The 23,724-nt window shown below is 68.4% G+C and carries 22 protein-coding genes; 11 read left to right on the forward strand and 11 right to left on the reverse strand.

Annotated features, from left to right (window positions below; translation table 11 throughout):
* Position 1: 1 nt before the first annotated feature.
* The 4 genes from WDC82_RS04245 to WDC82_RS04260 all read left to right on the forward strand — a co-directional run bounded on the left by WDC82_RS04245 (position 2) and on the right by WDC82_RS04260 (position 4,754).
* Complete coding sequence (locus tag WDC82_RS04245) at positions 2–1,402, forward strand: peptidoglycan DD-metalloendopeptidase family protein (protein WP_340116010.1); 1,401 nt, start codon at positions 2–4, stop codon at positions 1,400–1,402.
* Positions 1,402–2,694 (forward strand): S41 family peptidase, encoded by a 1,293-nt coding sequence (locus tag WDC82_RS04250; protein ID WP_340116011.1) that lies wholly within the window; start codon positions 1,402–1,404, stop codon positions 2,692–2,694. The genes WDC82_RS04245 and WDC82_RS04250 overlap by 1 nt, the downstream gene beginning before the upstream one ends.
* A 156-nt stretch (positions 2,695–2,850) precedes the next feature.
* Positions 2,851–4,251, forward strand: coding sequence for a divergent polysaccharide deacetylase family protein (locus WDC82_RS04255; protein WP_340116012.1), 1,401 nt, complete (start codon positions 2,851–2,853; stop codon positions 4,249–4,251).
* A 5-nt stretch (positions 4,252–4,256) separates the two neighbouring features.
* Positions 4,257–4,754, forward strand: a complete 498-nt coding sequence (locus tag WDC82_RS04260; RefSeq protein ID WP_340116013.1) for an RNA pyrophosphohydrolase — start codon at positions 4,257–4,259, stop codon at positions 4,752–4,754.
* A 1-nt stretch (position 4,755) separates the two neighbouring features.
* Here WDC82_RS04260 and WDC82_RS04265 read toward each other — a convergent pair whose 3' ends face one another.
* From WDC82_RS04265 to WDC82_RS04295, 7 genes are all read right to left on the reverse strand, one after another.
* Positions 4,756–5,574 (reverse strand): ferritin-like domain-containing protein, encoded by an 819-nt coding sequence (locus WDC82_RS04265; protein ID WP_340116014.1) that lies wholly within the window; start codon positions 5,572–5,574, stop codon positions 4,756–4,758.
* 254 nt (positions 5,575–5,828) lie between these two features.
* The gene (locus WDC82_RS04270) at positions 5,829–6,233 is read right to left on the reverse strand and encodes a F0F1 ATP synthase subunit epsilon (RefSeq protein WP_340116015.1); all 405 of its coding nucleotides are present in this window, start codon (positions 6,231–6,233) and stop codon (positions 5,829–5,831) included.
* Between the two features lie 44 nt (positions 6,234–6,277).
* Positions 6,278–7,699, reverse strand: coding sequence for a F0F1 ATP synthase subunit beta (atpD, locus tag WDC82_RS04275; protein WP_340116016.1), 1,422 nt, complete (start codon positions 7,697–7,699; stop codon positions 6,278–6,280).
* Positions 7,700–7,752: 53 nt separating this feature from the next.
* Positions 7,753–8,661 (reverse strand): F0F1 ATP synthase subunit gamma, encoded by a 909-nt coding sequence (locus WDC82_RS04280; RefSeq protein ID WP_340116017.1) that lies wholly within the window; start codon positions 8,659–8,661, stop codon positions 7,753–7,755.
* Between the two features lie 54 nt (positions 8,662–8,715).
* Positions 8,716–10,248 carry a F0F1 ATP synthase subunit alpha gene (gene atpA, locus WDC82_RS04285; RefSeq protein WP_340116953.1) on the reverse strand — a complete coding sequence of 511 codons (1,533 nt, stop codon included), beginning with the start codon at positions 10,246–10,248 and terminating at the stop codon, positions 8,716–8,718.
* Positions 10,248–10,808: a F0F1 ATP synthase subunit delta gene (locus tag WDC82_RS04290; RefSeq protein WP_340116018.1), complete on the reverse strand. Its 561-nt coding sequence runs from the start codon at positions 10,806–10,808 to the stop codon at positions 10,248–10,250. Before WDC82_RS04290 ends, atpA begins: the two co-directional genes overlap by 1 nt.
* Before the next feature lie 357 nt (positions 10,809–11,165).
* Positions 11,166–13,472 carry a primosomal protein N' gene (locus WDC82_RS04295; RefSeq protein ID WP_340116019.1) on the reverse strand — a complete coding sequence of 769 codons (2,307 nt, stop codon included), beginning with the start codon at positions 13,470–13,472 and terminating at the stop codon, positions 11,166–11,168.
* 170 nt (positions 13,473–13,642) lie between these two features.
* Between WDC82_RS04295 and fsa the strand changes: the two genes are divergently transcribed.
* The 4 genes from fsa (at position 13,643) to WDC82_RS04315 (ending at position 16,665) form a co-directional block, all read left to right on the forward strand.
* The gene (fsa, locus tag WDC82_RS04300) at positions 13,643–14,344 is read left to right on the forward strand and encodes a fructose-6-phosphate aldolase (RefSeq protein ID WP_340116020.1); all 702 of its coding nucleotides are present in this window, start codon (positions 13,643–13,645) and stop codon (positions 14,342–14,344) included.
* Positions 14,337–15,125 (forward strand): DUF484 family protein, encoded by a 789-nt coding sequence (locus WDC82_RS04305; RefSeq protein WP_340116021.1) that lies wholly within the window; start codon positions 14,337–14,339, stop codon positions 15,123–15,125. Before fsa ends, WDC82_RS04305 begins: the two co-directional genes overlap by 8 nt.
* Positions 15,098–16,108 carry a tyrosine recombinase XerC gene (locus WDC82_RS04310; RefSeq protein WP_340116022.1) on the forward strand — a complete coding sequence of 337 codons (1,011 nt, stop codon included), beginning with the start codon at positions 15,098–15,100 and terminating at the stop codon, positions 16,106–16,108. Before WDC82_RS04305 ends, WDC82_RS04310 begins: the two co-directional genes overlap by 28 nt.
* Before the next feature lie 101 nt (positions 16,109–16,209).
* Positions 16,210–16,665 (forward strand): anti-virulence regulator CigR family protein, encoded by a 456-nt coding sequence (locus WDC82_RS04315; protein ID WP_340116023.1) that lies wholly within the window; start codon positions 16,210–16,212, stop codon positions 16,663–16,665.
* A gap of 8 nt (positions 16,666–16,673) precedes the next feature.
* Here WDC82_RS04315 and WDC82_RS04320 read toward each other — a convergent pair whose 3' ends face one another.
* The gene (locus WDC82_RS04320) at positions 16,674–17,918 is read right to left on the reverse strand and encodes an MFS transporter (RefSeq protein WP_340116024.1); all 1,245 of its coding nucleotides are present in this window, start codon (positions 17,916–17,918) and stop codon (positions 16,674–16,676) included.
* A 211-nt stretch (positions 17,919–18,129) separates the two neighbouring features.
* Here WDC82_RS04320 and WDC82_RS04325 point away from each other — a divergent pair, with 211 nt between their 5' ends.
* Positions 18,130–18,318, forward strand: coding sequence for a DUF3008 family protein (locus WDC82_RS04325; protein WP_340116025.1), 189 nt, complete (start codon positions 18,130–18,132; stop codon positions 18,316–18,318).
* A 24-nt stretch (positions 18,319–18,342) separates the two neighbouring features.
* On the opposite strand, the gene lpdA is transcribed toward WDC82_RS04325, so the two are convergent.
* Together lpdA and WDC82_RS04335 are read right to left on the reverse strand one after the other, a co-directional pair.
* Positions 18,343–19,752, reverse strand: coding sequence for a dihydrolipoyl dehydrogenase (gene lpdA / locus WDC82_RS04330; RefSeq protein WP_340116026.1), 1,410 nt, complete (start codon positions 19,750–19,752; stop codon positions 18,343–18,345).
* A gap of 123 nt (positions 19,753–19,875) precedes the next feature.
* Positions 19,876–20,082 carry a hypothetical protein gene (locus WDC82_RS04335; protein WP_340116027.1) on the reverse strand — a complete coding sequence of 69 codons (207 nt, stop codon included), beginning with the start codon at positions 20,080–20,082 and terminating at the stop codon, positions 19,876–19,878.
* A gap of 90 nt (positions 20,083–20,172) precedes the next feature.
* Between WDC82_RS04335 and WDC82_RS04340 the strand changes: the two genes are divergently transcribed.
* Complete coding sequence (locus WDC82_RS04340) at positions 20,173–21,288, forward strand: beta-eliminating lyase-related protein (RefSeq protein WP_340116028.1); 1,116 nt, start codon at positions 20,173–20,175, stop codon at positions 21,286–21,288.
* A gap of 8 nt (positions 21,289–21,296) precedes the next feature.
* On the opposite strand, the gene WDC82_RS04345 is transcribed toward WDC82_RS04340, so the two are convergent.
* Complete coding sequence (locus WDC82_RS04345) at positions 21,297–21,533, reverse strand: DUF1127 domain-containing protein (RefSeq protein WP_340116029.1); 237 nt, start codon at positions 21,531–21,533, stop codon at positions 21,297–21,299.
* Positions 21,534–21,733: 200 nt separating this feature from the next.
* On the opposite strand from WDC82_RS04345, the gene WDC82_RS04350 reads away from it, so the two are divergent.
* Positions 21,734–23,722 carry a BTAD domain-containing putative transcriptional regulator gene (locus WDC82_RS04350; protein WP_340116030.1) on the forward strand — a complete coding sequence of 663 codons (1,989 nt, stop codon included), beginning with the start codon at positions 21,734–21,736 and terminating at the stop codon, positions 23,720–23,722.
* The last annotated feature ends 2 nt before the right edge of the window (positions 23,723–23,724 follow it).

Genomic DNA, 23,724 nt, shown 5'->3' on the forward strand with positions numbered 1-23,724 from the left:
TTTGACCCGCAACCGCCAGCTCCGCAGCCAGGCCCGGCGGCTCGCCGGTGGGTTCTGCTTGTTGGCAGTGGTGGTGTTTGCCGGGCCGGCTCCCGGGCAAGAAGTAGGTCAGCAAGCGGGACAGCAGGCCGACCTGCAGAAGCTTGAGCAGGAACTGGCCGCCGACCGCGCGCGCGCCGAGGAATTGAAGGCCGCCGCCGCGGCACTGGCCCGGGAGATCGAGGATCTGCGCGCCAAGTCTATTGCCGCCGCCAAACGCGCTCAGGACCTGGAGAGCGAGATGACCGCCGCCGAGCGGACCCTGGCTGCGCTGACCGCCGAGGAAGCCGACAAGGCCGCCGCGCTGGAAAAGCGCCGCGACCAGTTGGGCCGTACCCTGGGCGCCCTGCAGCGTCTGGCCCTGCAGCCGCCGGAAGCGGCCCTGGCGCGCAGCGAGGATCCTGTCGATTCCGCGCGCGCCGCCCTGCTGCTGCAGGTCGCGGTGCCGGCCCTGGAAACCAAGGCCGCGAAGCTGCGCGCCGAGCTGGGCGACCTCGCCGTGCTGCGCACCCGTATCGCCCTGGAGCGTAACGACCTCGCCGCCGCAACCGCTTCGCTGGGGATCGAGCGCGACCGGCTCGCCGCCCTTTTGGCGCGCAAGGACCAACTGCAGCAGAGCACCGACGCCGAGCGCCGGGACGCCGAGGCGCGCATCGCCAAGCTGGCCGGGGAAGCGCGCGACCTGCGCGAGCTGACCGAGCGCTTGGAGGCCGAGGCGCGGGCCGAGGCCGCCCGCCGGGAAAAGGCGCGCCAGGAGGCCGCGCGCGCGGCCGAGGCTCAAGCAAAGGCTCAGGCTCAGGCTCAGGCACAGGCTCAGGCCCAGGCCCAGGCAAAAGCGGAGGCGGATGCCCAAGCGCAGGCGCAGGAACAGGCGCGGCAGCAGCTGTCACGCCAAGTTGAACAGCAGAACGAGCAAGTTGCCCGCCTGGTGCCGCCGGACTCGCTGCGCCCCTTTCCGGAGATTGAGGCCAGCCTGACCATGCCGGTGCGCGGCCGGGTGGTGCGGCTTTACGGCCAGGAAAGCGTGGCTGCGGGCGCCACAGACAAGGGAATCTCCATCAGCGCCAGGGCCGGCGCGCAGGTGGTGGCACCCTTCGACGGCAAGATCGCCTATGCCGGGCCGTTCCGCGGCTATGGGCTAATCTTGATCATAGACCACGGCGGGCGATATCATACGATATTGGCCGGTTTCGATCGGATCGACGCCGTGGTCGGGCAGTGGGTACTGGCCGGTGAGCCAGTCGCGCGGATGGGAGATCCCACCGGCGGCAACCCGGAGCTTTATTTTGAACTCCGCCGCACAGGGCAGGCCATCAATCCGCTCCCCTGGTTGGCTACAACGGACGACAAGGTGCGAGGTTAATGCGCAAATATCTGATCACGGCCAGTGCTGCCGCCCTTCTTATTGCCCTGCCGCAGCTTTCGCCTGCCCAGGAGAACGCTTCCGATACCTATCGGCAGCTCAAGCTGTTCAGCGAGGTGTTCGAGCGCGTGCGCGCCGACTACGTCGAGGAAGTCAGCGACCAGCAGCTGATCGAGTACGCCATCCAGGGCATGCTCTCCACGCTCGATCCGCACTCCAGCTATCTGAATGCCGATTCTTTCGGTGACATGCGGGTGCAGACCAAAGGCGAGTTCGGCGGTCTCGGCATCGAGGTCACCATGGAGAACGGCTTCATCAAGGTGGTTTCGCCGATCGACGAGACGCCCGCCGCCAAGGCCGGCGTGAAGCCGGGCGACTACATCACCCACCTGGACGGTGAACCGATCCTCGGCCTCTCGCTCAACGAGGCGGTCGAAAAGATGCGCGGCCCAGTGAACACCGACCTGACGGTGACCATCCGGCGCGAGAACGAAGAGCCCTTCGATCTCACCATCACGCGCGACGTCATCAAGATCCAGTCGGTGCGCAACCGGGTGGAGGACAACGTCGGTTATGTCCGCATCACCACCTTCAACCAGCAGACCATGCCGGGCCTGGAGAAGGCGATGCAGGAGATCAAGGCGGAAGTCGGCGACCAGCTGCGCGGCTATGTCGTCGACCTGCGCAACAACCCGGGCGGCCTGCTCGACCAGGCGGTCGATGTCTCCGACGCCTTCATCGACCAGGGTGAGATCGTCTCCACCCGCGGACGCCAGACGGACGACGCACAGCGCTTCAACGCCACGCCCGGCGACCTTGCCGACGGGCTGCCGGTCATCGTGCTGATCAACGGCGGCTCGGCCTCGGCCTCGGAGATCGTCGCCGGCGCCCTGCAGGACCACCGCCGCGCCATCATCATGGGCACCAAGTCGTTCGGTAAGGGCTCCGTCCAGACCATCATCCCGCTCGGCCTCAGCGGTGCCATGCGGCTGACCACGGCGCGGTACTTCACGCCCTCGGGCCGCTCCATCCAGGCACTCGGCATCGATCCCGACATCCTGGTCGAGCAGGCCACCGTGGAGCAGGCCGCGGCGGCGCGTCCCGGTCGCCGCGAAGCGGACTTGCCCGGCGCCCTGGCCAATCCCAACGAGCAGAACGGCATCGACGAAGGCACGACGCCGGAGGGTGAGGCGCACAATCTCTCCGAGGCGGCCGAGCAGGACTACCAGCTTGCCCGGGCGATTGACCTGCTGCGCGGCCTGGCTCTTTATAATCAGCGGGTCGTGAACTAAAAGAAGGGCTCAGACTCGATACGACCGGCGCGGAGTCGCGCCGCAAAGAGGGCCGGTAGCTGTTCATGACGATCCGTCGTCGATCCCCCCTGCAAGCCTGCGCCGAGCGCATGCCTTGCAGGGGTGCGCGGCGCACGCCCTGAGCTACGGGCGGCCTTGAAGCGCTTTCTCGGAAATTGGGGTGTCCTGGCCACGGCGTGGCTCGCCGTGATCGCCATCATGGCGGCAACGGTGGGTCTTGCCCTGCTGCAGGCCCCGCCGCCGCCCCGCGGCGAACCGGTCACCGTCACCCTCCTGCCCCCGGAGCCGGCGGAAGAGACGCTAACGGCGGACACCGAAGACGCCGAGGGGGGAGAAGCAGAAACCAGTGAAGCCGTCCCGCTGCCGGCGGCGCCGCCGACGGCCGATCCCGGCCAGCCGGGCGACGCGGCGGCAGCCACCGGGGGCGATGCCTCCGCGCAGCCGGCGGAGACACCCGACGCGGGGGCGATCCCCGAGATACCGTCAGATACGCCCCCGGAAACCGCCCCGGAACCCACTCCTGAAACCGCCGGCAAAGCGGCCGACGAAACGGCTGAAGCGCCTGAAGCCGATGCCGGCGACACCGCCCCGCTACAGGCGCCAGCGCCTGCGGAACAGGCGGCACAAGAACAGACGGCGGCAATTCCTCCGCCCCCGGCCGAACCTGACCGGCCGGCAAGCGGAGCACCCGCCACCCCGGAAGCGGCCGCCCCCACGCCCGAGACGCCGGCCGCCGAGGCGCCGCAAGCCCCGGCGGAGGAGCAGATGGTCAATATCCCGGCCGTGCCGCCGGCGCCTGAGCAGCTGCTCTACTGGGAACGCTACCGCCAGCCCTTCAACATGGACGATACGCGGCCGCGCATCGCCGTGGTGCTGAGCGGCCTTGGACTTTCCGACAGCGCGACGGAAGCGGCGATCAATCAGCTGCCGCCGGCAGTCACGCTGTCGTTCAGCCCCTACGCCCGCAACCTGGAGCGCTGGATCGCGCTGGCCCGCGCGCGCGGCCATGAGGTGATGCTGGACCTGCCGATGGAACCGGCCACCTTCCCCAACGAGGATCCCGGGCCGCAGGGCCTGCTGACGACGCTCAGCGCGGAGGAGAATCTCGACCGCCTGGACTGGGTGCTGAGCCGCGGCAGCGCCTATGTCGGCGTCGCCGGCGCCATGGGCTCGCGCTTCACCGCCTCGCGCACCGCCATCGAGCCGGTGCTGCAGGCGGTGAAGGACCGCGGCCTGATCTTCCTCGACCGCCGCACCAGCGAGCATTCCCTGGTGCCGGAACTGGCCGACGAAATCGGCCTGCCGAGCGCGATCAATAACCGCTCGGTCGACGAGCGCCAGGCCAGCCGCGTTGCCATCGACGCGCGCCTTGCGCAGGTCGAGCGCATCGCGCTGACCGACGGCTATGCCGTTGCCATGGCGCAGCCCTATCCCGTGACCCTGGACCGTCTCGCCGAGTGGGCCACCGAGCTCGGCACGCGCGGTCTCGTCATCGCGCCGATCAGCGCCGTCGCCGACCTGCAGAAGGCACCCTGAGCGCCATGCCGAAACCCGAAGAGATCGCCAGGCTGCCCTACCGGGCCTGCGTCGGCATGCTGCTGCTGAACGCTGCGGACAAGGTCTTCGTCGGACGGCGCATCGACACCGCCAAGGAAGGTGACAATATCTGGCAGATGCCGCAGGGCGGCATCGACAAGGGCGAAACGCCCGAGCAGGCGGTGCTGCGCGAGATGGCAGAAGAGATCGGCACCGACAAGGCGGAGATCATCGCCGAGAGCCGCCAGTGGCTGCGCTACGATCTGCCGGACCACCTGGTCGGCAAGGTGTGGAAAGGCAAATACCGGGGCCAGAAGCAGCGCTGGTTCGCGCTGCGCTTCCTGGGGCAGGACAGCGACATCGACCTCGCCACCGCGCACCCGGAGTTCGACGCCTGGCGCTGGGTCGAATTGGAGGATGTGCCGGCCCTGGTGATTCCCTTCAAGCGCGACACCTACCGCGCCGTGGTCGAGGAATTCAGGATGCTGCTCGGCAGAGGCTAGCTCAGGCCGCTTTCAGCATGCGGCCGCGCAGGCGGATGAAGCCATAGGCCGCGCGTGCCGCGATATCGGCGGTGCGGCCCTGGGGATTGAGGCCGGCAGCCTTGAAGATCATTGCCACCGCGCGTTTGACCTGCGGCTCGCGATAGCAGGCGAAGGCCCGCTTCATATAGGCGCGGCCATAGGTCTTGCGGTCGTAGGGCGTTTCCCGGTTTTCGTTGGCGGCATAGAAGGCGTAGGCGAGCTCGTCGTCCTCGCTCTCGCCAATGCGGCTCAGCGCAACGCCGAGGCGCTTCCACTTGCCGATACCTTCGTGGTCCAGGTAGCGGCGCAGGTGGCTGTAGAACAGCTTGTAGTGGCGCAGTTCGTCGGCGGCGATGTTGCGGCAGATCTCACGCAGCACGGGCTCTTGCGTCGTGGCGGCGATGGAGGCGTAGTAGGACGAAGTGCCGACTTCGACGATGCAGCGCGCCACCAGTTCGCCGGAGCGCGAGCCGCGGATCGAGTCGCTGGCTTCGACAGAGATCTTGTAGCCGTCGCGGAAGCGCCCGAAACTTTCATCGAAGTCGAAGGTGGCATCCGCCAGCTTGGCCCAGCGCGCCAGGGCGGCGCCGTGTTGCACCTCTTCCTTGGCCCAGGCGTGCGCGGCCCCCTGGAAGCCGGCATCGTCGCTGAACACATTGCAGAGGTAGGCCGCGTAGTCGCCGCCGTTGTACTCGACCATGCTGGCGGCTTTGACGATCTTCACCAGCTCGGGATCGACCTTGGAGGGATCGAACTTGTCCCAGGGAATGTCGTCTAAGGTCCAGGAACCACCAGTCATCGCAAACGCCCCATCAAACGGCTAACGTCGAATTGGTCGTCTTCCACTTGGTCGTCGTCAACACTGCGGGCAACCCCCGAAAACCGCTTCTATGACGGTTTTGCGAAACCGCAAGCCTATCGAGAAGGCCTTGCCGAATCAACGGCTTCCGACGTCCCGGGCGTAAAGCCCCTGAACCACAACGACTTTCCGGCCCGGAAGGTTCCAGGCCGGAAAGTCGTAAATCCGGAATGACAAGGGGAGGCGAATCCGGCTCAGCCGGCCGCCTTCAGCATCTCCTCGGCGACCTTGATCTGGCGCTCGGCCACGGCCTTGCCGGCGGCATCCTTGGCGTCCAGCAAGTCGTCCTTGGCATCGGCGAGGCGCTGCTCGGTGGCCGCGCGATTGATCTCGCCGACCGGCAGAGCCTCCTCGGCCAGCACGGTGCAGCGCGCCGGGGTTACCTCGGCAAAGCCGCCGGCGACGAAGATGCGCTCGGTGACCGTGCCGCCGTTGTGCACCTGGATGACGCCCGGCCGCAGGGTCGAGATCAACGGTGCATGGCGGGTGAGGACGCCGAAATCGCCCTCCTCGCCCGGCACCACGACCATGTCGACGTCCTCGGAGAGCAGCAGGCGCTCCGGAGAGACCAGTTCGAATGCGACTTTACCTTCGGCCATCTTTGCGCCGTCCGTTCGTTATCGGTTCCCTGACGGAGAGGCCCTTAGGCCGCTTCCGCCGCCAGCTTGCGCGCCTTCTCGACGGCCTGCTCGATCGCCCCGACCATGTAGAAAGCAGCTTCCGGCAGATGGTCGTACTCACCCGCGCAGATGCCCTTGAAGCCGCGCACGGTGTCCTCGATGGACACCTGCACGCCCGGCGAGCCGGTGAACACCTGGGCGACGTCGAAGGGCTGCGACATGAAGCGCTGGATCTTGCGCGCGCGGGCCACCGTCAGCTTGTCCTCTTCGGACAGCTCGTCCATGCCCAGAATGGCGATGATGTCCTGCAGCGCCTTGTAGCTCTGCAGGATGCGCTGCACCTCACGGGCGACCTGGTAGTGCTCCTCGCCGACGACCTGCGGGTCGAGGATTCGGCTGGTGGAGTCGAGCGGGTCGACCGCCGGGTAGATGCCGAGCTCGGCAATCGAGCGGCTCAGCACCGTGGTGGCGTCGAGGTGGGCGAAGGAGGTGGCAGGCGCCGGGTCGGTCAGATCGTCGGCCGGCACGTAAATGGCCTGCACCGAGGTGATCGAGCCCTTCTTCGTCGTGGTGATACGCTCCTGCAAGGTGCCCATGTCGGTGGCCAGCGTCGGCTGATAGCCCACCGCCGAGGGGATGCGGCCCAGCAGCGCCGAGACCTCGGAGCCCGCCTGGGTGAAGCGGAAGATGTTGTCGACGAAGAACAGCACGTCCTGGCCTTCCTCGTCGCGGAAGTACTCCGCCTGCGACAGGCCGGTCAGCGCCACGCGGGCACGCGCGCCCGGCGGCTCGTTCATCTGGCCGAACACCAGCGCCACCTTGGAGTCGCCCTCCAGGTTGATGACGCCGGATTCGATCATCTCGTGATAGAGGTCGTTGCCCTCACGGGTCCGCTCGCCGACGCCGGCGAAGACCGAGTAACCGCCGTGGGTCTTGGCGACGTTGTTGATCAGTTCCTGGATCAGCACCGTCTTGCCCACGCCGGCACCGCCGAACAGGCCGATCTTGCCGCCGCGCGCGTAAGGCGCCAGCAGGTCGACGACCTTGATGCCGGTGACCAGCATCTCAGCTTCGGTCGACTGCTCGTCGAACTCCGGCGCGGCGCGGTGGATCGGCGCCTTCTGCGCGGTGTTGACCGGGCCACGCTCGTCGATCGGCTCGCCGATGACGTTGATGATGCGGCCCAGCATCTCCGGGCCGACCGGCACGGTGATCGGCGCGCCGGTGTCGGTCACCTCCTGGCCGCGGACCAGGCCTTCGGTCGCGTCCATGGCGATGGTGCGCACCACGCTCTCGCCCAGATGCTGGCCCACTTCGAGAACCAGGCGCTTGTCGCCGTTCGTGGTCTCCAGCGCGTTCAGGATCGGCGGCAGGTCGCCGGCGAACTGTACGTCCACCACCGGGCCCATCACCTGGGTAATCTTGCCAACGAGGTTTGCTGCCATCTTCTTGCTCCTTGGTGCCGGCCGGCCCGTTGGGACCCGCCTGCCCTCCACCGTTACATCGCTTCCTTAGCGGAAATAATCTCGATCAGTTCGCCGGTGATCGCCGCCTGACGCGTGCGGTTGTAGATCAGCGTCAGGTTGTTGATCATGTCGCCGGCGTTGCGCGTCGCATTGTCCATGGCGGTCATGCGCGCACCGTGTTCGCTCGCCGCATTCTCCAGCAGAGCCTTGAAGATCTGGATGGAGATGTTGGTCGGCAAGAGGGCGGTGAGGATCTCCTCCTCGCCCGGCTCGTATTCGTAGACGGCGCCGTTGAGGTCCCCGTTCGTGCCTGCGCTCTCGGCTTCCTCGCCGTTCTTGGACTTCGGGGGCGCGAAGGGGATCAGCTGCTGCGGCGTGACGATCTGCGAGATCGCCGAGCGGAACTCGGCGTAGATCATGGTGCAGACGTCGAACTCGCCGGCCGCGAACATCGCCACGATACGCTCGCCGATGGCCGCGGCCTTGTCGAAGCTGAGCTTCGGCCTGGCGACGTCCTCGATCGTCTCGATGATCATGCTGGCATAATCGCGGCGCAGCTGGTCGCGCCCCTTGCGGCCGACGCAGAGGATTTTCACCGTCTTGCCGTCGCTCACCAGGCTGCGGATCAACCGACGCGCCTCGCGCACGATCGAGGTGTTGAAACCGCCGCACAGGCCGCGGTCGGCCGTCGCCACCACGACCAGGTGGGTCTGGTCGCTGCCCGTGCCGGCCAGCAGCTTCGGCGCCCCGGCCTGGCCGGCGGCGGCTGCCGCCAGCGAGCCGAGCATACGCTCCATGCGCTGGGCATAGGGGCGCGACGCCTCGGCCTGCTCCTGGGCACGGCGCAGCTTGGCCGCCGCCACCATCTTCATGGCCGAGGTGATCTTTCGCGTCGACTTGACGCTGTCGATCCGCACCTTGAGGTCTTTGAGATTCGGCATCCGCCGTGCCCCGCTTCGACTTTGCTCAGTTCGCTCGCTTCAGGTCCGCGGGGGTCAGGCCGCGAAGGTCTTCACGAAGGATTCGAGGAAGCTCTTCAGTTTCTGTTCCGTCGCGTCGGAGATGACCTGCTCGCTGCGGATCGCCCCCAGGATGTCAGAGCCCTCGGCGCGCAGCTTGGCCAGAAGCTGGGCCTCGAAGGCGGTCACCTTGTTGACCGGGACCTTGTCGAGGTAGCCGCGCACGCCGGCGAAGATCACCGCCACCTGCTCCTCGACCGCGAGCGGCGAGTACTGCGCCTGCTTCAGCAGCTCGGTCAGGCGCGAACCGCGCGCCAGCAGGCGCTGGGTTGCCGCGTCCAGATCGGAGGCGAACTGCGAGAAGGCCTCCATCTCGCGGAACTGCGCGAGCTCCAGCTTGATGGTGCCGGCCACCTGCTTCATCGCCTTGATCTGGGCGGCCGAGCCGACGCGGCTGACCGACAGGCCGACGTTCAGCGCCGGGCGGACGCCCTTATAGAACAGGCCGGTCTCCAGGAAGATCTGGCCGTCGGTGATCGAAATCACGTTGGTCGGAATGTAGGCCGAAACGTCGCCGGCCTGCGTCTCGATGATCGGCAGGGCGGTCAGGCTGCCGTTGCCGGCCTCGTCGCCCATCTTCGCCGCACGCTCGAGCAGGCGGGAGTGCAGGTAGAACACGTCGCCCGGATAGGCTTCGCGGCCCGGCGGGCGGCGCAGCAGCAGCGACATCTGGCGGTAGGACACCGCCTGCTTGGAAAGATCGTCGTACACGATGACCGCATGGGTGCCGCTGTCGCGGAAGAACTCGCCCATGGTGCAGCCGGTGTAGGGCGCCAGGAACTGCATCGGCGCCGGCTCGGAAGCTGTGGCGGCCACGATGATCGAGTATTCCAGCGCGCCCTGATCTTCCAGGATCTTCACGAACTTGGCGACGCTGGAGCGCTTCTGGCCGATGGCGACGTAGATGCAGTACAGCTTCTTCGACTCGTCGTCGCCCTGATTGATGTTCTTCTGATTGATGATGGTGTCGAGCGCGATGGCGGTCTTGCCGGTCTGGCGGTCGCCGATGATCAGCTCGCGCTGGCCGCGGCCGACGGGGATCAGCGCATCGATCGCCTTGAGGCCCGTCTGCATCGGCTCGTGCACCGATTTGCGCGGGATGATGCCCGGCGCCTTCACCTCGACGCGGCGGCGCTCGGAGCTTTCGATCGGACCCTTGCCGTCGATCGGGTTGCCCAGCGCGTCGACCACGCGGCCCAGGAGCCCGCGGCCGACCGGCACGTCGACGATCTCGCCGGTCCGCTTGACCGTGTCGCCTTCCTTGATGCCGCGGTCTTCGCCGAAGATCACGACGCCGACGTTGTCGACTTCCAGGTTCAGCGCCATGCCCTTGATGCCGCCGGGGAATTCGACCATCTCGCCGGCCTGCACGTTGTCGAGGCCGTAGATGCGGGCCACGCCGTCACCGACCGACAGCACCTGCCCGACCTCGGCGACATCCGCCTCGTTGCCGAAATTTTCGATCTGGTCTTTGAGAATGGCGGAAATTTCCGCGGCGCGGATGTCCATCATCCGACCCCTTTCATGGCGAGTTGAAGTCGTTGCAGTTTGCTGCGCAGGGACGAGTCGATCATGCGGGAGCCGACCTTGACGATCATACCGCCGATGAGGGCGGGGTCGACCTTGAGGTCGAGCTGCACCTTGGAGCCGACAGCGCTGCGCAGCGCATCCAGAAGGGCCGCCTGCTGGGCGTCCGAGAGAGAGCGGGCGGAAGTCACCGCGGCGGTGATTTCGCCGCGGCGGCGCGCCAGCTCGGCCAGATAGCCTTCGATCATCGCCCGCAGGGCGAAGAGGCGGCGGTTGTTGGCGACCACCAGCACGAAGCGCTGGGTCAGCTGCCCGATACCCGCCTTTTCCATCAGCGCCGTCATCGCGCGGCGCTGTTCGTCGCGCGTGATGACCGGGCTGCCCAGCAGCCGGCGCAGGTCTTCGCTCTCGCCAATCATCGACCGCAGGGTCTGCAGGTCGCCGGAGACCTGGTCCAACGCTTTTTGTTCGTCGGCCAGATCGAGCAACGCTGAGGCATAGCGCCCCGCTAGGTCGCTCAAGCTCGTGTTGTCACCAGCCAAGCCCGATGTTCCTCGAAGTCCTAGTTTACGCCCTGGGTTTACGCCCTGGAGATAACGCCCCAGGCTTGCGCCTGGGATCACCCCTGCCCGTGCTGCTGGTCCGTTATCCTTGAATCGGCAACGCCGGACCTTGCACTGAACGGGGCACCCCGTCCACGAGCGCGCGTTTGGTATCATAGGTGCTGGGGTGTTGCAAGGCGCCACGGCCCGCCTTTTTCGGACTTTCTCGGCCCCGAACAGCCAGGCTTCCCCCTTCCCGCGCAGGGGCGTCCGGCAGGGGCAATCGGCCCCCCAATTCTGCCGCTTTTTTGATCACTTCCGCGAGGACGGAACCGGCCGACTACGGCGGCTCAGCCGTCACAAGAAACTGTAAGGATCGATATCCACCTGCAGCCGGACCGCGTTTGGCATCTTCGCCTGCCCAAGCCAGGCGCGCAGCAGCGGCTGCAGGCGGAAGGAACGCGGTGCCTTGACCAGGAAACGGCGGCGGTGACGGCCGCGCAGCACCGCCAGCGGCGCCGGCGCCGGGCCCAGGATGGTGACGCCTTCCACGCGCGGCGCGAGACGGGCCAAGGCGCGCGCCGCCTCGTCGAGCTGACGCGCGTCCGGACCGGAGAGGATAAGAGCGGCCAAACGCCCGAAGGGCGGCAGGCCGGCGGCTTCGCGCGCCGCCGCTTCGGCATCGAAGAAGGTGTCGCGCCCCCCCTCCTGAACGCCCCCTTTGCCAACCGGGGCGGCCAGCGCCTGCATCACCGGGTGATCGGGCTCCGCCGTCTGCAGCAGCACCCGGCCGCGATGCTCGGCACGGCCGGCGCGGCCGGCCACCTGATGCAGCAGTTGGTAGGTACGCTCGGCCGCGCGCAGGTCTCCGCCGTAGAGGCCGAGGTCGGCATCCACCACGCCGACCAGCGTCAGGTGCGGGAAGTGGTGGCCCTTGGCGACGATCTGGGTGCCGATCAGCAGGTCGATCTCGCGCGCCTGCACTTGCCGCATCAGCTCCGCGGCCGCGTCCGGCCCGGTCAGGGTATCGCTGGTCATCATTGCCTGGCGCGCCTGCGGATAGAGCACCTTCACCTCCTCGGCCAGGCGCTCGACGCCCGGGCCGCAGGCGGTCAGCGTCCCCTCGGCGCCGCAGTCGGGGCAGGCCGGGGGCAGCCGCGACGCATGGCCGCAGTGGTGGCACTGCAGGCGGCCGGCCAGGCGGTGCTCGACCAGCCAGGCGGTGCAGTTGGGGCACTGCAGGCGGTGCCCGCAGGCGCGGCAGAGGGTGAGCGGCGCATAGCCGCGGCGGTTGAGGAACAGCAGGACCTGCTCCCCGGCGGCCAGCGTCTCGGTGATCGCCTGCCTGAGGGCCGGCGACAGCCAGCCGGGACCGAGGCCCTGCAGCTTCTCCGGCTTGTCCTGGCGCAGGTCGATCAGGCCGACGTCCGGCAGCACCGCGCCGCCGTGGCGCTCGGGCAGGTGCAGCGCGCGGTAGCGCCCGGTCTTCACGTTGTTGAGGCTCTCCAGCGAGGGCGTCGCCGAGACCAGCACGGCCGGAATGCCGCCCAGCTGCGCGCGCACCACCGCCATGTCGCGGGCGTGGTAGGTGACGCCGTCCTCCTGCTTGAAGGCGCTTTCGTGCTCCTCGTCGACCACGATGAGGCCGAGGTCCGGGTAGGGCAGGAAGAGCGCCGAACGGGCGCCGACCACGACCGGAGCGCGGCCGTGGGCAATGGCGCGCCAGGTCATGCGGCGCTGTGCCGAGGTGAGATCGGAATGCCACAGCGCCGGGGCGACGCCGAAGCGCCGTTCGAAGCGTTCCAGCCACTGCGCCGAGAGGGCGATTTCCGGCAGCAGCACCAGCGCCTGGCGGCCGGCGGCGATGGCCGCGGCGATGGCCTCGAAATAGACCTCGGTCTTGCCGGAGCCGGTAACGCCGTCCAGCAGGGTGACGGAGAACTCCCCGGCGTCCACGGCGCCGCGCAGCGACTCCGCGGCGGCGGCCTGCTGGCCGGACAGCACCGGGCCGGCGCAGTCGAGATCGGGCGCGGCGAAGCGCGGCTCCTGCACCACCTCGAGGGCTTCCAGGACGCCGGCCTCGGTCAGCCCCTTCACCACCGAGGGGCCGACGCCGGCCGCCTGGGCGAGATCGGCGAGGCTGCGCGCCGGGCCTTCGTCCAGTTCCGCCAGCACGCGCTTGCGCGCAGGGGTCAGGCGCAGCGACTCCGAATCGGGCGTATCACAGCGTTGATACAGGGTAATCGGCTTGGGTTCTTCCAGCGCCGAGGGCGACGACAGCGCCATGCGCAGCACCGCACCGGGCGCCGCCAGGGTATAGTCGGCCACCCAGACAAGGAAGCGGCGCGCCACCTCCGTCAGCGGCGGCACGGCCAGGACCTCCAGGATCGGGCGCAGCTTTTCCAGCGGCACCGTCTTGCGCGCCGCCGCCCCGTCTTCTTCCGCCTGATTCAGGGGCGTGTCCCAGACGACGCCGACCAGTTCGCGCCGGGCCAGCGGCACCACGACGACGCTGCCGGGTTCCAGGTTCAACTCCGCCGGCGCCAGGTAGTCGTAAGGCCCGGTCAGCGGCAGCGGCAGCAGCACCTGGACGCGCCGCGCCGGTTCGGCCTGCGGGGCGAGGTCGAGCGGCAGGGTGGCAGTGCTGGCATGGCGGTCTGGCATCCGCTACACTCTAAACGAGGCCGGAAGTGGGGGCCAACGCCGCGACGGCGACGGATTCTCCGGCCCGGATTCTCCGGTACGGAGAAGCGGGAATAAATGCCCGCTGCACACCGTCGGGGGCAAGGTCCACGAGACGGGGCTCACGAAACAGGAAGGACGACCCTGCCAGCATGAAATTCTTCATCGACACCGCCGACATCGCGGAGATCCGTGACCTCGCCCAAACCGGCCTGGTCGACGGCATCACCACCAACCCTTCGCTCATCGCCAAGAGCGGCCGCAACTTCTTTGAAGTGCTGAAGGAGATCTGCGAGGTGGTGCCCGGCCCGGTCAGCGCCGAGGTCACCGCGACCGACTTCGAGAGCATGCTGCGCGAAGGCCACACCCTGGCGAAGCTGGCTGACAACATCGCGGTGAAAGTGCCGCTGACGGTCGACGGCCTCAAGACCTGCAAGGCACTGAGCGACGACGGCATCAAGGTGAACGTCACGCTGTGCTTCTCCGCCGCGCAGGCAATCCTCGCCGCCAAGGCGGGCGCCGCCTTCATCTCGCCCTTCGTCGGGCGCATCGACGACACCGGCGCCGACGGCCTGCAGCTGATCGCCGAGATCGTCGAGATCTACAACTCCTACCCGGACTTCACCACCGAGGTGCTGGTCGCTTCCGTGCGCCACGTCGGCCACGTCATCGAGTCCGCCAAGATGGGCGCCGACGTCGCCACCCTCCCGCCGGCGGTGCTGCGGGCCATGTACAAGCATCCGCTGACCGACAAGGGCCTGGAGGCTTTCCTCGCCGACTGGGCTAAGACCGGCCAGAGCATCCTGAGCGCAAAGGCTGGCGCTGACGGCAAGGAAACGCGCCGCAGTGCCTGAGCGAGAGATTCCCAAGGACAGTCCCGACACGGTGAACGGCGATGCCGCCGCGCGCGACTCCCGCAGCGGCGGCACCTCGCTTGGCGCCCTCGCCCAGCCGATTGCCGCCGATCAGGTCGAAGCCTACCTGCGCCGCCACCCCGATTTCCTGGCCGAACGACCCGATTTGCTGGACGTTCTGACTCCGCCGGCACGGGCGCGCGGCGACGGCGTGGTGGATCTGCAGCAGGCGATGGTGGAGCGTCTGCGTCACAAGCTGAGCGACGTCACGCAGCTGCGCGACGACTTGGTCGCCACCGGGCGCAGCAACCTGGCGATTCAGGCGCGCGTGCACGAAGCGATCCTGGCACTGCTGCGCGCGCACAGCTTCGAGGAGTTCGTCGAGACCATCACCACCGACCTGGCCGTGATTCTGGACCTCGACGTGGTCACCATCGGTGTCGAGCAGGCGGAGAACGGCCAGGCCTGGAAACCGGTCGCCGGCGTCTACTGCCTGAAGGCCGGCACCATCGACGCGGTGCTCGGCCGCGCCGGCAGCATGCTGCTGCGCGATGATATCGCCGGCGATCCGGCGGTCTTCGACGGCGCCGCTGGCCTCGTGCGCTCCGACGCGCTGATCCGCCTCGGCATCGGCAAGAACGCGCCGCCGGCCCTGCTGGCGCTGGGTTCTCGCCAGGCCGGTGCCTTCCACGCCGGCCAAGGCACGGAACTGCTGAACTTCCTGTCGCAAGTGCTGGAGGAAACCTTCCGCGCATGGCTGCATCTGCCGGGCGACGGCTGAACGCCAGAACGCCGGACGCCGAAACGCTGCTGCCTGCGGCACCTGACGTCGGCGCCGCGATGCGCGACTGGCAGGCTTGGCTCGCCGATGAAAAGCGGGCCTCGCCGCATACCTGTCTGGCCTACCGGCGCGACCTCGTCCAATTCCTCGGCTTCGTGAGCGGGCATCTGGGCAAGGCACCGTCGCTCGATGACCTCGCGCGCCTCAGCACCGGCGACTTCCGCGCTTGGCTCGCCGCGCGCAATTCGGAGGGCGTGAAGCGGACTTCTTCTGCGCGTGCGCTCTCGACCCTGCGGGGCTTCTTCCGCTGGCTGAAGCGCCGCGGCCTCGCCGACAACGCCGCGCTCGCCACCCTGCGCACGCCGAAACTCCCGAAGTCGGTGCCCAAGGCGCTCACCGCCGGCGAAGCCGAAGCCGCCATCGGCACGGTCGCCGAACTGAGCGACGAGGACTGGATCGGCAAGCGCGACGTTGCGGTGCTGCTGCTGCTCTACGGCTGCGGCCTGCGCATCGGCGAGGCCCTCGGCCTGACACGCGCCCAGGCGCCGAAACCACGGCAGGATTCGCTGACTGTCACCGGCAAAGGCAACAAGCAGCGCATGGTACCCCTGCTGCCGGTGGTGAGCGCCGCCATCGCCGACTACCTCGCCGCCTGCCCCTTTGCTTTCCAGGACGACACGCCGCTGTTCCGCGCCAAGCGCGGCGGCGCCTTGAGCGCACGCGAGATGCAGCGGCGCATGCAGCAGTTGCGCCTCCTGCTCGGTCTGCCCGAGAGTGCGACGCCGCACGCGCTCAGGCACTCCTTCGCGACGCACCTCCTGGCCGGCGGCGGCGATCTGCGCGCCATCCAGGAACTGCTCGGCCACAGCTCGCTCGCCGCCACCCAGCGCTACACCGAGGTCGACGTCGCCGGCCTGATGGACGTCTACGACAAGGCACACCCGCGGGCCAAAACCACCTACGCGCGCAAAATCCGAACCTAGTGCCACCATCAAATTTCGGGGACACATGGCGGGGCCGAACCGTATAGCCTCATAGGCCAACCTATGGATCGTCGAACGTATTGACTTGGAGACTTTTCGCCATGCTTCGCCTACTGGCAGCCATCCTCGCCCTCAGCCTCGTCGCCGCCACGCCGGCTCTCGCTGACAACGGCAAGGCAAAGGGCAAAGGTAACAACAACCCCGGCAAACCGAACGACGGCATCACATCCCAGGAGGTCATCGAAGGCGTCACCGCCGGGGTGCTCGGCGCGGTGCTGAGCGACGACGAGAGACGCATCATCCACCGCTATTTCGGCGAGCATCCGGATTCCCTCGGCAAGGTGAAGGAACTGCCGCCGGGCATCCGCAAGAAGCTGGCGCGCGGCGGCGCCATGCCGCCGGGCATCGCCAAGCAAGCCCTGCCGGACGGACTTCACCGCCAGCTGCCGCCGCGCAACGGCCAGCACTACGAGATCATCGGCACCGACGTGGTGCTGGTGGAGACGGCCACCCGCATCATCGTCGACGTCCTGAAGGACGTGTTGCGCCGCAGCTAGGCCGGCCGTCAGCTTGCTCTGCGCCGTCCCATCAGCGCCAGAACCAGCGGGCCGGTCAGCACGCCGAGGCCGAGCAGGCCGAAGGCAAGGCCCCAGGCGAGGCTCGACCCGCTGCCGCCGCCGAGATCGAGCACCGCGCCGAAGGCGAGCGGCGCGATGAAGCCTGTCCCGAAGCCCATCAGCGAATGCAGGGCCATGGTGGCGCCGCGGCGATCGGGCGTGGCGGCGATCACTGTGCCCGCGGTCAGCGCGCCGGAATCCATCATGACGACGCAGCCGAATACCACCAGCAGCGTGCCGAGCAGCCACAGCGGCGCCGCGGCGAGAAATCCGAGCGTCAGCGAGATCGCACCGGAAGCGATCATGAACAGCGCGACGCTGCGCCGCCGCCCGAAGAGGGTCGCGATTTCATTGCCGAGGATCGACGCCGGCATGCCGAGCAGCAGGATGACGGTCGCCACCTGAGTCGGCGTCCAGGTTCCATCCTGAAGCAGGGGCTGCTGGGCGAAGACGAAGACTAGGAAGGCCACCAGCCAGGCGCGGAAGCCGAACAGCTCCCAGATGTGCGCGGCATAGCCGAGGGTGTAAGCCATGGCGGGGCCGTTGCGCAGCACCGGGCGGAAGTCGAAGACGTGCGTGTCCCCGGGCGCCTGCGTTTTGCGTTCGAGGGGGCGCACGAAGAACGCGACCAGCACGAAGGCGAGGAAGGAGCCGAGACTGGCGGCGACGAAGGCGGCGGACCAGCCCGCGCGCGTTTCGACCTCGCCGGCGACGAACACCGACAGGCTGGCGCCGATACCGAAGAAGGCGGTGTAGATGGCGACTGCACGCGCACGGCGACGCTCGTCGAGGCGATCGGTCAGCAGCTTCAGGCCGACCATGTAAGTGCCGGCGAGGCTGATGCCGCCCAGCACCCGGAAGATCATCGCGCTCCAGAAGCCGTCGGCCAGGAAAGCGAAGGCGAGCGCGGCCAAGCCGCCGAGCAGGCAGCAAGCGAGGTAGATGGCGCGCGCGTCGGTGCGGTCGGTGATGGTGACCAGCAGCGGCACAGCCGCCGCGTAGCCGGCGTAGTAGATGCCGCTGATCCAGCCGGCCTCGGTCCCGCTCAGGCCCCACAGCGGCTGGAACACCGGGATCAGCGCCGGAAAGGTGGCATTGTGCAGCATGCCCAGCACCTGCGTCGTGCAGAGCAACGCCACCAACCACCAGCCGCGCGCTACGCCCCGCGCTTCACCTTTAGCCGCCTCACTCACCGGAGTGCCTGCACCAATCACCGCCCTCTTGAACAGGGGGTTATAGCGCGCGCCGCCACGTCCGCACGCGCTAATCCTGCGGGGGCTCCATGCATTCCGGGTTGCGCGGCGATCCCTCTGGCGACCGGGCCCGGGCCGGCGGAACCGCCGTTGCCCGCTCAGCGTTGATCTCCCGCTTTATCAGAAGTGCCTCTCACCAGGAGTGACTGCCATGCCCGCGACATCGAAAGCGCAGCAGAAAGCGGCCGGCGCCGCGCTGGCCGCCAAGCGCGGCGAGATGAAGAAGAGTGAACTGAAAGGTGCCTCGAAGGAAATGTACGAGTCGATGACCGAACAGCAGCTCGAGGACTTCGCCGAGACCAAGCGCAAGGACCTGCCGAAAAAGAAATCCTCCGGCTGACCCGCGCTTGGGTTCCGCCTTGAATCAGATGTGAATGGCGCGGCCGTCGGCGGCCATCGCCGCTTCCTTCACCGACTCGCCCATCGAGGGATGCGAGTGGCAGGTACGCGCGATGTCCTCGGCGGTGCCGCCGAACTCCATGACCGCGACGCATTCCGCCAGGATATCGCCGGCCAGCGGCCCCAGGATGTGCACGCCTAGCACCTTGTCCGTGCGCTTGTCGGCCAGCACCTTCACCACGCCGTCGGTGTCGCCCACGGCGCGCGCGCGGCTGTTGGCCATGAAGGGGAACTTGCCGACCTTGTAGTCGACGCCGGCCTCCTTCAGTTGCTCCTCGGTCTTGCCGACGCCGGCGACCTCGGGCCAGGTGTAAACCACGCCCGGCACCAGGTTGTAGTCGACGTGGCTCTTCTGGCCCGCCATGCGCTCGGCGGCGACGACGCCGTCCTCCTCCGCCTTGTGGGCCAGCATCGGGCCGGGGATGCAGTCGCCGATGGCGTAGATGCCCTCGACCGAGGTCTGGAAGTTGCCGTCGACCTCGATGAAGCCGCGGTTGTTCATGGCGACGCCCAGCTCCTTCAGGCCGAGCCCTTCGGTGAAGGGACGGCGGCCGATGGCCACCAGCACCACGTCGGCCTTCAGCTCCTCGACGTCGCCCCCCTTGGCCGGCTCCAGCGTCAGGGTGACACCGTCCTTACCGTTCTTGGCGCCCGTCACCTTGGTGCCGAGCTTGAAGTTGAGGCCCTGCTTGCCGAGCACCCGCTGGGTCTGCTTGCCGATCTCGCCGTCCATGCCCGGCAGGATGCGGTCGAGGAATTCCACCACCGTCACCTCGGCGCCGAGGCGCGACCACACCGATCCCATCTCCAGGCCGATGACGCCGGCGCCGATCACCACCAGGCTGCCCGGCAGCTTGTCCAGCGCCAGCGCGCCGGTGGAGGTGACGATCTGCTTCTCGTCGGTCGCGACACCCGGCAGCGGCGTCGATTCGGAGCCAGTGGCGATGAGGATCTTCTTGGCCGAGAGCGTCTCTTCGCCGCCGTCGTCGAGCTTCACCTTCACGCTGCCCACCGCCGGGATCGAGCCCCAGCCCTTCACGTAGTCGATCTTGTTCTTCTTGAAGAGGAACTCGATGCCGTCCGTGAGACCCTTCACCACCTTGTCCTTGCGGCTCATCATCGCCGCGAGGTCGAGCTTCAGGCCCTCGACCTGAATGCCGTGCTCGGCGAAGTGCTTCGAGGCGTCGGCGAACTTCTCGGAGGACTGCAGCAGCGCCTTGGAGGGAATGCAGCCGACGTTCAGGCAGGTGCCGCCCAGGGCGCCGCGGCCCTCCACGCAGGCGGTCTTCATGCCCAGCTGCGCGGCGCGGATCGCCGCCACGTAGCCGCCGGGACCGCCGCCGATCACCACCAGGTCGTACTGCTTATCGCTCATGATCTGTTTTCCCTCGGGCAGCGCTGGGATAGGTCTGAATTGCCGCCCAACATGCCGCAGCCGCCCGGGAGGGACAAGGCCGCAGGCGGCAGGGCAGCCTCCCGGGATCGTCAAGGCCGGGTGTCAATCCTCGCCCTGGTCCTCATCGTCGGGAACCCGGTGGCCGTGCAGCGGCACCAGGAAGACGAAGCAGGCGAGGAAAAAGAACACGCTGCCGGTCAGTGCCAGCAGGTCGCCCGCCCGCCAGCTCGCCCAGATGTAGAAGACCGCCGAGACGATGAAAAGCACCCAGCCGGCGGTCTCGAACCGCCGTTTCGTGCTGTTGCGCATGGTGATCGGTCCCTTGCTTGCCGACACGGAGGGTGGAGGCTATGACGAAAGGCGGAATCGGCCAAGCAGGCAGCAGCGAAGGATGGCGGCATGAGTGAAACGCGCAGCAAAAAGAGCCTCTACCGCGCCTGCACGCGCTTCCTCTCGCTGGATCCGCCGCCGGACCCGAAGCAGACCCTGACCGAACTGGCGGACTTCCTGCCGGACGGCACGGTAGCCGATCACTACGGCGGCGGCGTCCTCCTCGAGGATTTCGAACAGCGCATCGCCGAGCTGCTGGGCAAGCCCGCCGCCGTCTTCGGGCCCAGCGGCAAGATGCTGCAGAACGCGGCCCTGCGCGCCTGGGCCGACCGCGCCGGCTGCCGCAGTATCGCCCTGCACCCCGACTGCCACATCGCCGCCGACGAGGCCGACGCCTACCGCGAGGTCTTCGGCCTGCAGTCGGTCTGGCTGGGCGAGGCCGGGCGCCTGCCGCTGAGCGCCGACCTGGCAATGGCCGGCGAGCCCTTGGGTGCCGTCACCCTGGAACTGCCGCTGCGCAACATCGGCTGCCAGCTGCCCGGCTGGCCGGAGGTGGAAGCCTTCGCCGCGCTGTGCCGGGAACGCCGGATCGCCCTCCACGCCGATGCCGCGCGGATCTGGGAGATCCAGCCCTACTACGGCAAGAGCCACGCCGAGATCGCCGCGCCCTTCGACTCGCTCTACGTCTCCTTCTACAAGGGTCTCGGCGGCCTTGCCGGCGGCGCCTTGGCAGGGCCTGAAGACCTGGTCGAGGAGGTCCGCCTGTGGCAGCGCCGCTGCGGCGGCCGCCTGCGCCGGCTCTTTCCCTACATCGCCTCGGCGCAACAGGGGCTGGACCGGCGCCTGGCGCGCATGCCGCTCTACCATGAGAAGGCGAAGGCCATCGCCGCCGCCCTGGCCGCGCTGCCCGGCGTGACCATCACGCCCGATCCGCCGCAGGCCAATGCCTTTCAGGTAACCCTGGACGGGAAGGGCGATCTCATGGCGGCGGCCCTCGACGTCGCCGCCGAAGCCGGCTTCTGGCTTTTCGACGAGCCCCTGGCACCGTCAGCCGAGGGCGATGTCCGCTTCGAAGTGACGGTGCGCGAGGCGGCGATGGCGCTGAGCGAGGAGGAGATCGTCGCGGCGGTGGAGCGGCTGCAGGCCGCCCTCGCCCGCCGCAACGGCATGGGCGGGGGCGGCTGAGGTTTGCATTAGCGCAGCGACATGAGGCGGCTCATCAGCCAGGGATCGCCGGGAATCTCGTGGCCGCGGGAGATCACGTCGGCGTCGATGCCGATATCGCGCAGCTGCTCCAGGGTCAGGCTCTCGAGCTGGCGGCGGCTCTCCTGGCGCCGGTACCACGCAAAGACGGCGCGCAGCGCGCCCTGGGTGGCGGTGGTTCCAAGGCTGAAGGCCCGGGTGCTGTGCTGGATCGCGCTGGTGGTCATGGCTCTTACTCCGCTTCGGGGGGGACGGGCCGCCGGGCCCCTGTCTTCCCCTGGTGTCTTGATGTACTCACTTTCCGACCCAGGCGTTTCACGCGGGGGCTGGGCAGCGCGAAATCGCGATGAAATCGCTGCCTCCGAGCGTAAAATCTGCGTAAAATCGGCCCGAAAGTGCCGCTTTGCCGACCAAAAGGCCGACAGCCATGCCCCTCACCCTCCTCGGCGGACTGACCATCGCCGACTCCGCCGGCGCGGCCGTCTCGCTGCCGACCCGCAAGACCGCCCTGGTGCTCGCCGCCCTGGCGCTGCTGGGCGACAAGGGGGCCAGCCGCGAGGCCCTGGTCGAACTGATCTGGCCCGACCGCGGCGACGGCCAGGGCAAGTCGAGCCTGCGCCAGGCGCTGACCGCCATCCGCAAGGTCCTGCCGGCGGTGCTGGAAGGGGCCATTCTGGAGAGCGAGCAGGACAGCATCCGCCTGGCCGGCGCCGGCAGCGGAATCGACCTCCACGCCTTCGAGATCCTGAACGTGTCGGACAGTGCGGCCGGGCGCCGGCAGGCGGCGGACCTCTATGCCGGGGAGCTGCTGGAGGGCATGGCGATGCCGGAGCCTCTGGCCGCCCTGGTCGCCGCCCACCGCGAGCGCCTGCGTCACCAGGCCCTTGCCCTGGTCGAGGCCCTGAGCGAAGCGGACAGCGCCGACGCGGCGGGCCGCGCCGCCTGCGAGGCCCTGGCCAACCGTCTGCTGGCCGGCGACCCGGCGGCGGAGCCGGCGCACCGCGCCCTCATCCGCCTGCGCCTTGCCGAGGGCCAGCCCAATGCCGCCCGGCGCCAGTTCGAGCGCTGCACCGAGGCGGTGCAACGCGAACTCGGCGCGGCGCCGGAGGCGCGCACCGCCGAACTGCTGGGCACCGCCGCGGCAGCATCCGCCCCGGCGGCACCCGCCCCGGCAAGCGACCCGCCCTTGGCGAAGCCGGCCGCCCTGCCGCAGCGCTCCCAGGGCCAGCCCAGCGTGGTGGTCATGCCCTTCGACGATCTGGGCGGCCAGCAGGACGATTTCTTCGCCGACGGCGTGGTCGAGGAGATCACCGCCGCCCTGTCGCGCATCCGCGACTTCTTCGTCATCGCAAGGCAGTCGGCCTATGCCTACAAGGGCCGCTTCGTCGACGTGCGCGAGGTCGGCCGCGACCTCGGCGTCGCCTATGCCGTCGAGGGGACGGTAAGGCGCGGCGGCCAGCGCGTGCGCATCACCGTGCAGCTGGTCGAGACCGAAACCGGCCGCCAGCTGTGGTCGGACCGCTTCGAGGACGCCAGCAGCGGCCTCTTCGACCTGCAGGACCGCATCGCCTCCCAGGTGGCCGGCGCCATCAACCCCAGCATCCGCGCGTCGGAGATCGAGCGGGCCCGTGGCAAGCCGCCCGAGAACCTGCGGGCCTACGACCTGACCCTGCGCGCCCTGCCGCACTTCTGGGCGCACCGGAAGGTGGACAATGAAAAGGCCCTGGCATTGTTCGACCAGGCACTGGCGCAGGACCCCGACTACGGCGTCGCCCTCGCCTTCAAGGCCTGGGCGCACGCTCAGGAGACCGCCTATCTCTGGGCCGCGGATCCTGCGGCCGAGCGTGTAAAGGCGATCGCCGGCGCCGACCGCGCGGCCCAGCTGGTCCACGATCATGCCACCGCGCTGACCGCCATCGGCGCCGCCTACAGTCTCTGCACCACCGATCAGGCACGCGCGGCCACGTTTATCGACCGCGCGCTTGCCATCGACCCGAACAACGCTTGGGGCTGGATGCGCGCAGGCTGGTTGAGAACGCTGAATGCACAGATGAAGGAAGCGATCCCCTGCTTCGAACGCGCGCTCGCCCTCAGCCCCTTCGATCCCTTCACCTTCAACATCTATTTCGGCATGGCCGTCGCCCACGGCGAGCTGTGTGACTTCGCCGGCGCGATCGAGCTGGTGGAGAAGGGCCTCAATAGCGGACCCGGTGTCACCTGGGCCTATCGGATGCTGGCCTCCTACCACGCGCAGGCCGGCAACAAGGAGAAGGCGGCCGCCGCGCTGGCCGAGTTCCTGCGCCACAATCCGGGGATGACCATAGAGAAGCTGCGCCAGGGCATGCCGCCTTCGCTACAGGCCAGCCAGCCGCACTACATGGAAGGCATGCGCAAGGCCGGCATGCCGGAGCGCTGACC

The sequence above is a fragment of the Pelagibius sp. 7325 genome, from assembly GCF_037652055.1.
Classification (GTDB): domain Bacteria; phylum Pseudomonadota; class Alphaproteobacteria; order Kiloniellales; family Kiloniellaceae; genus Pelagibius.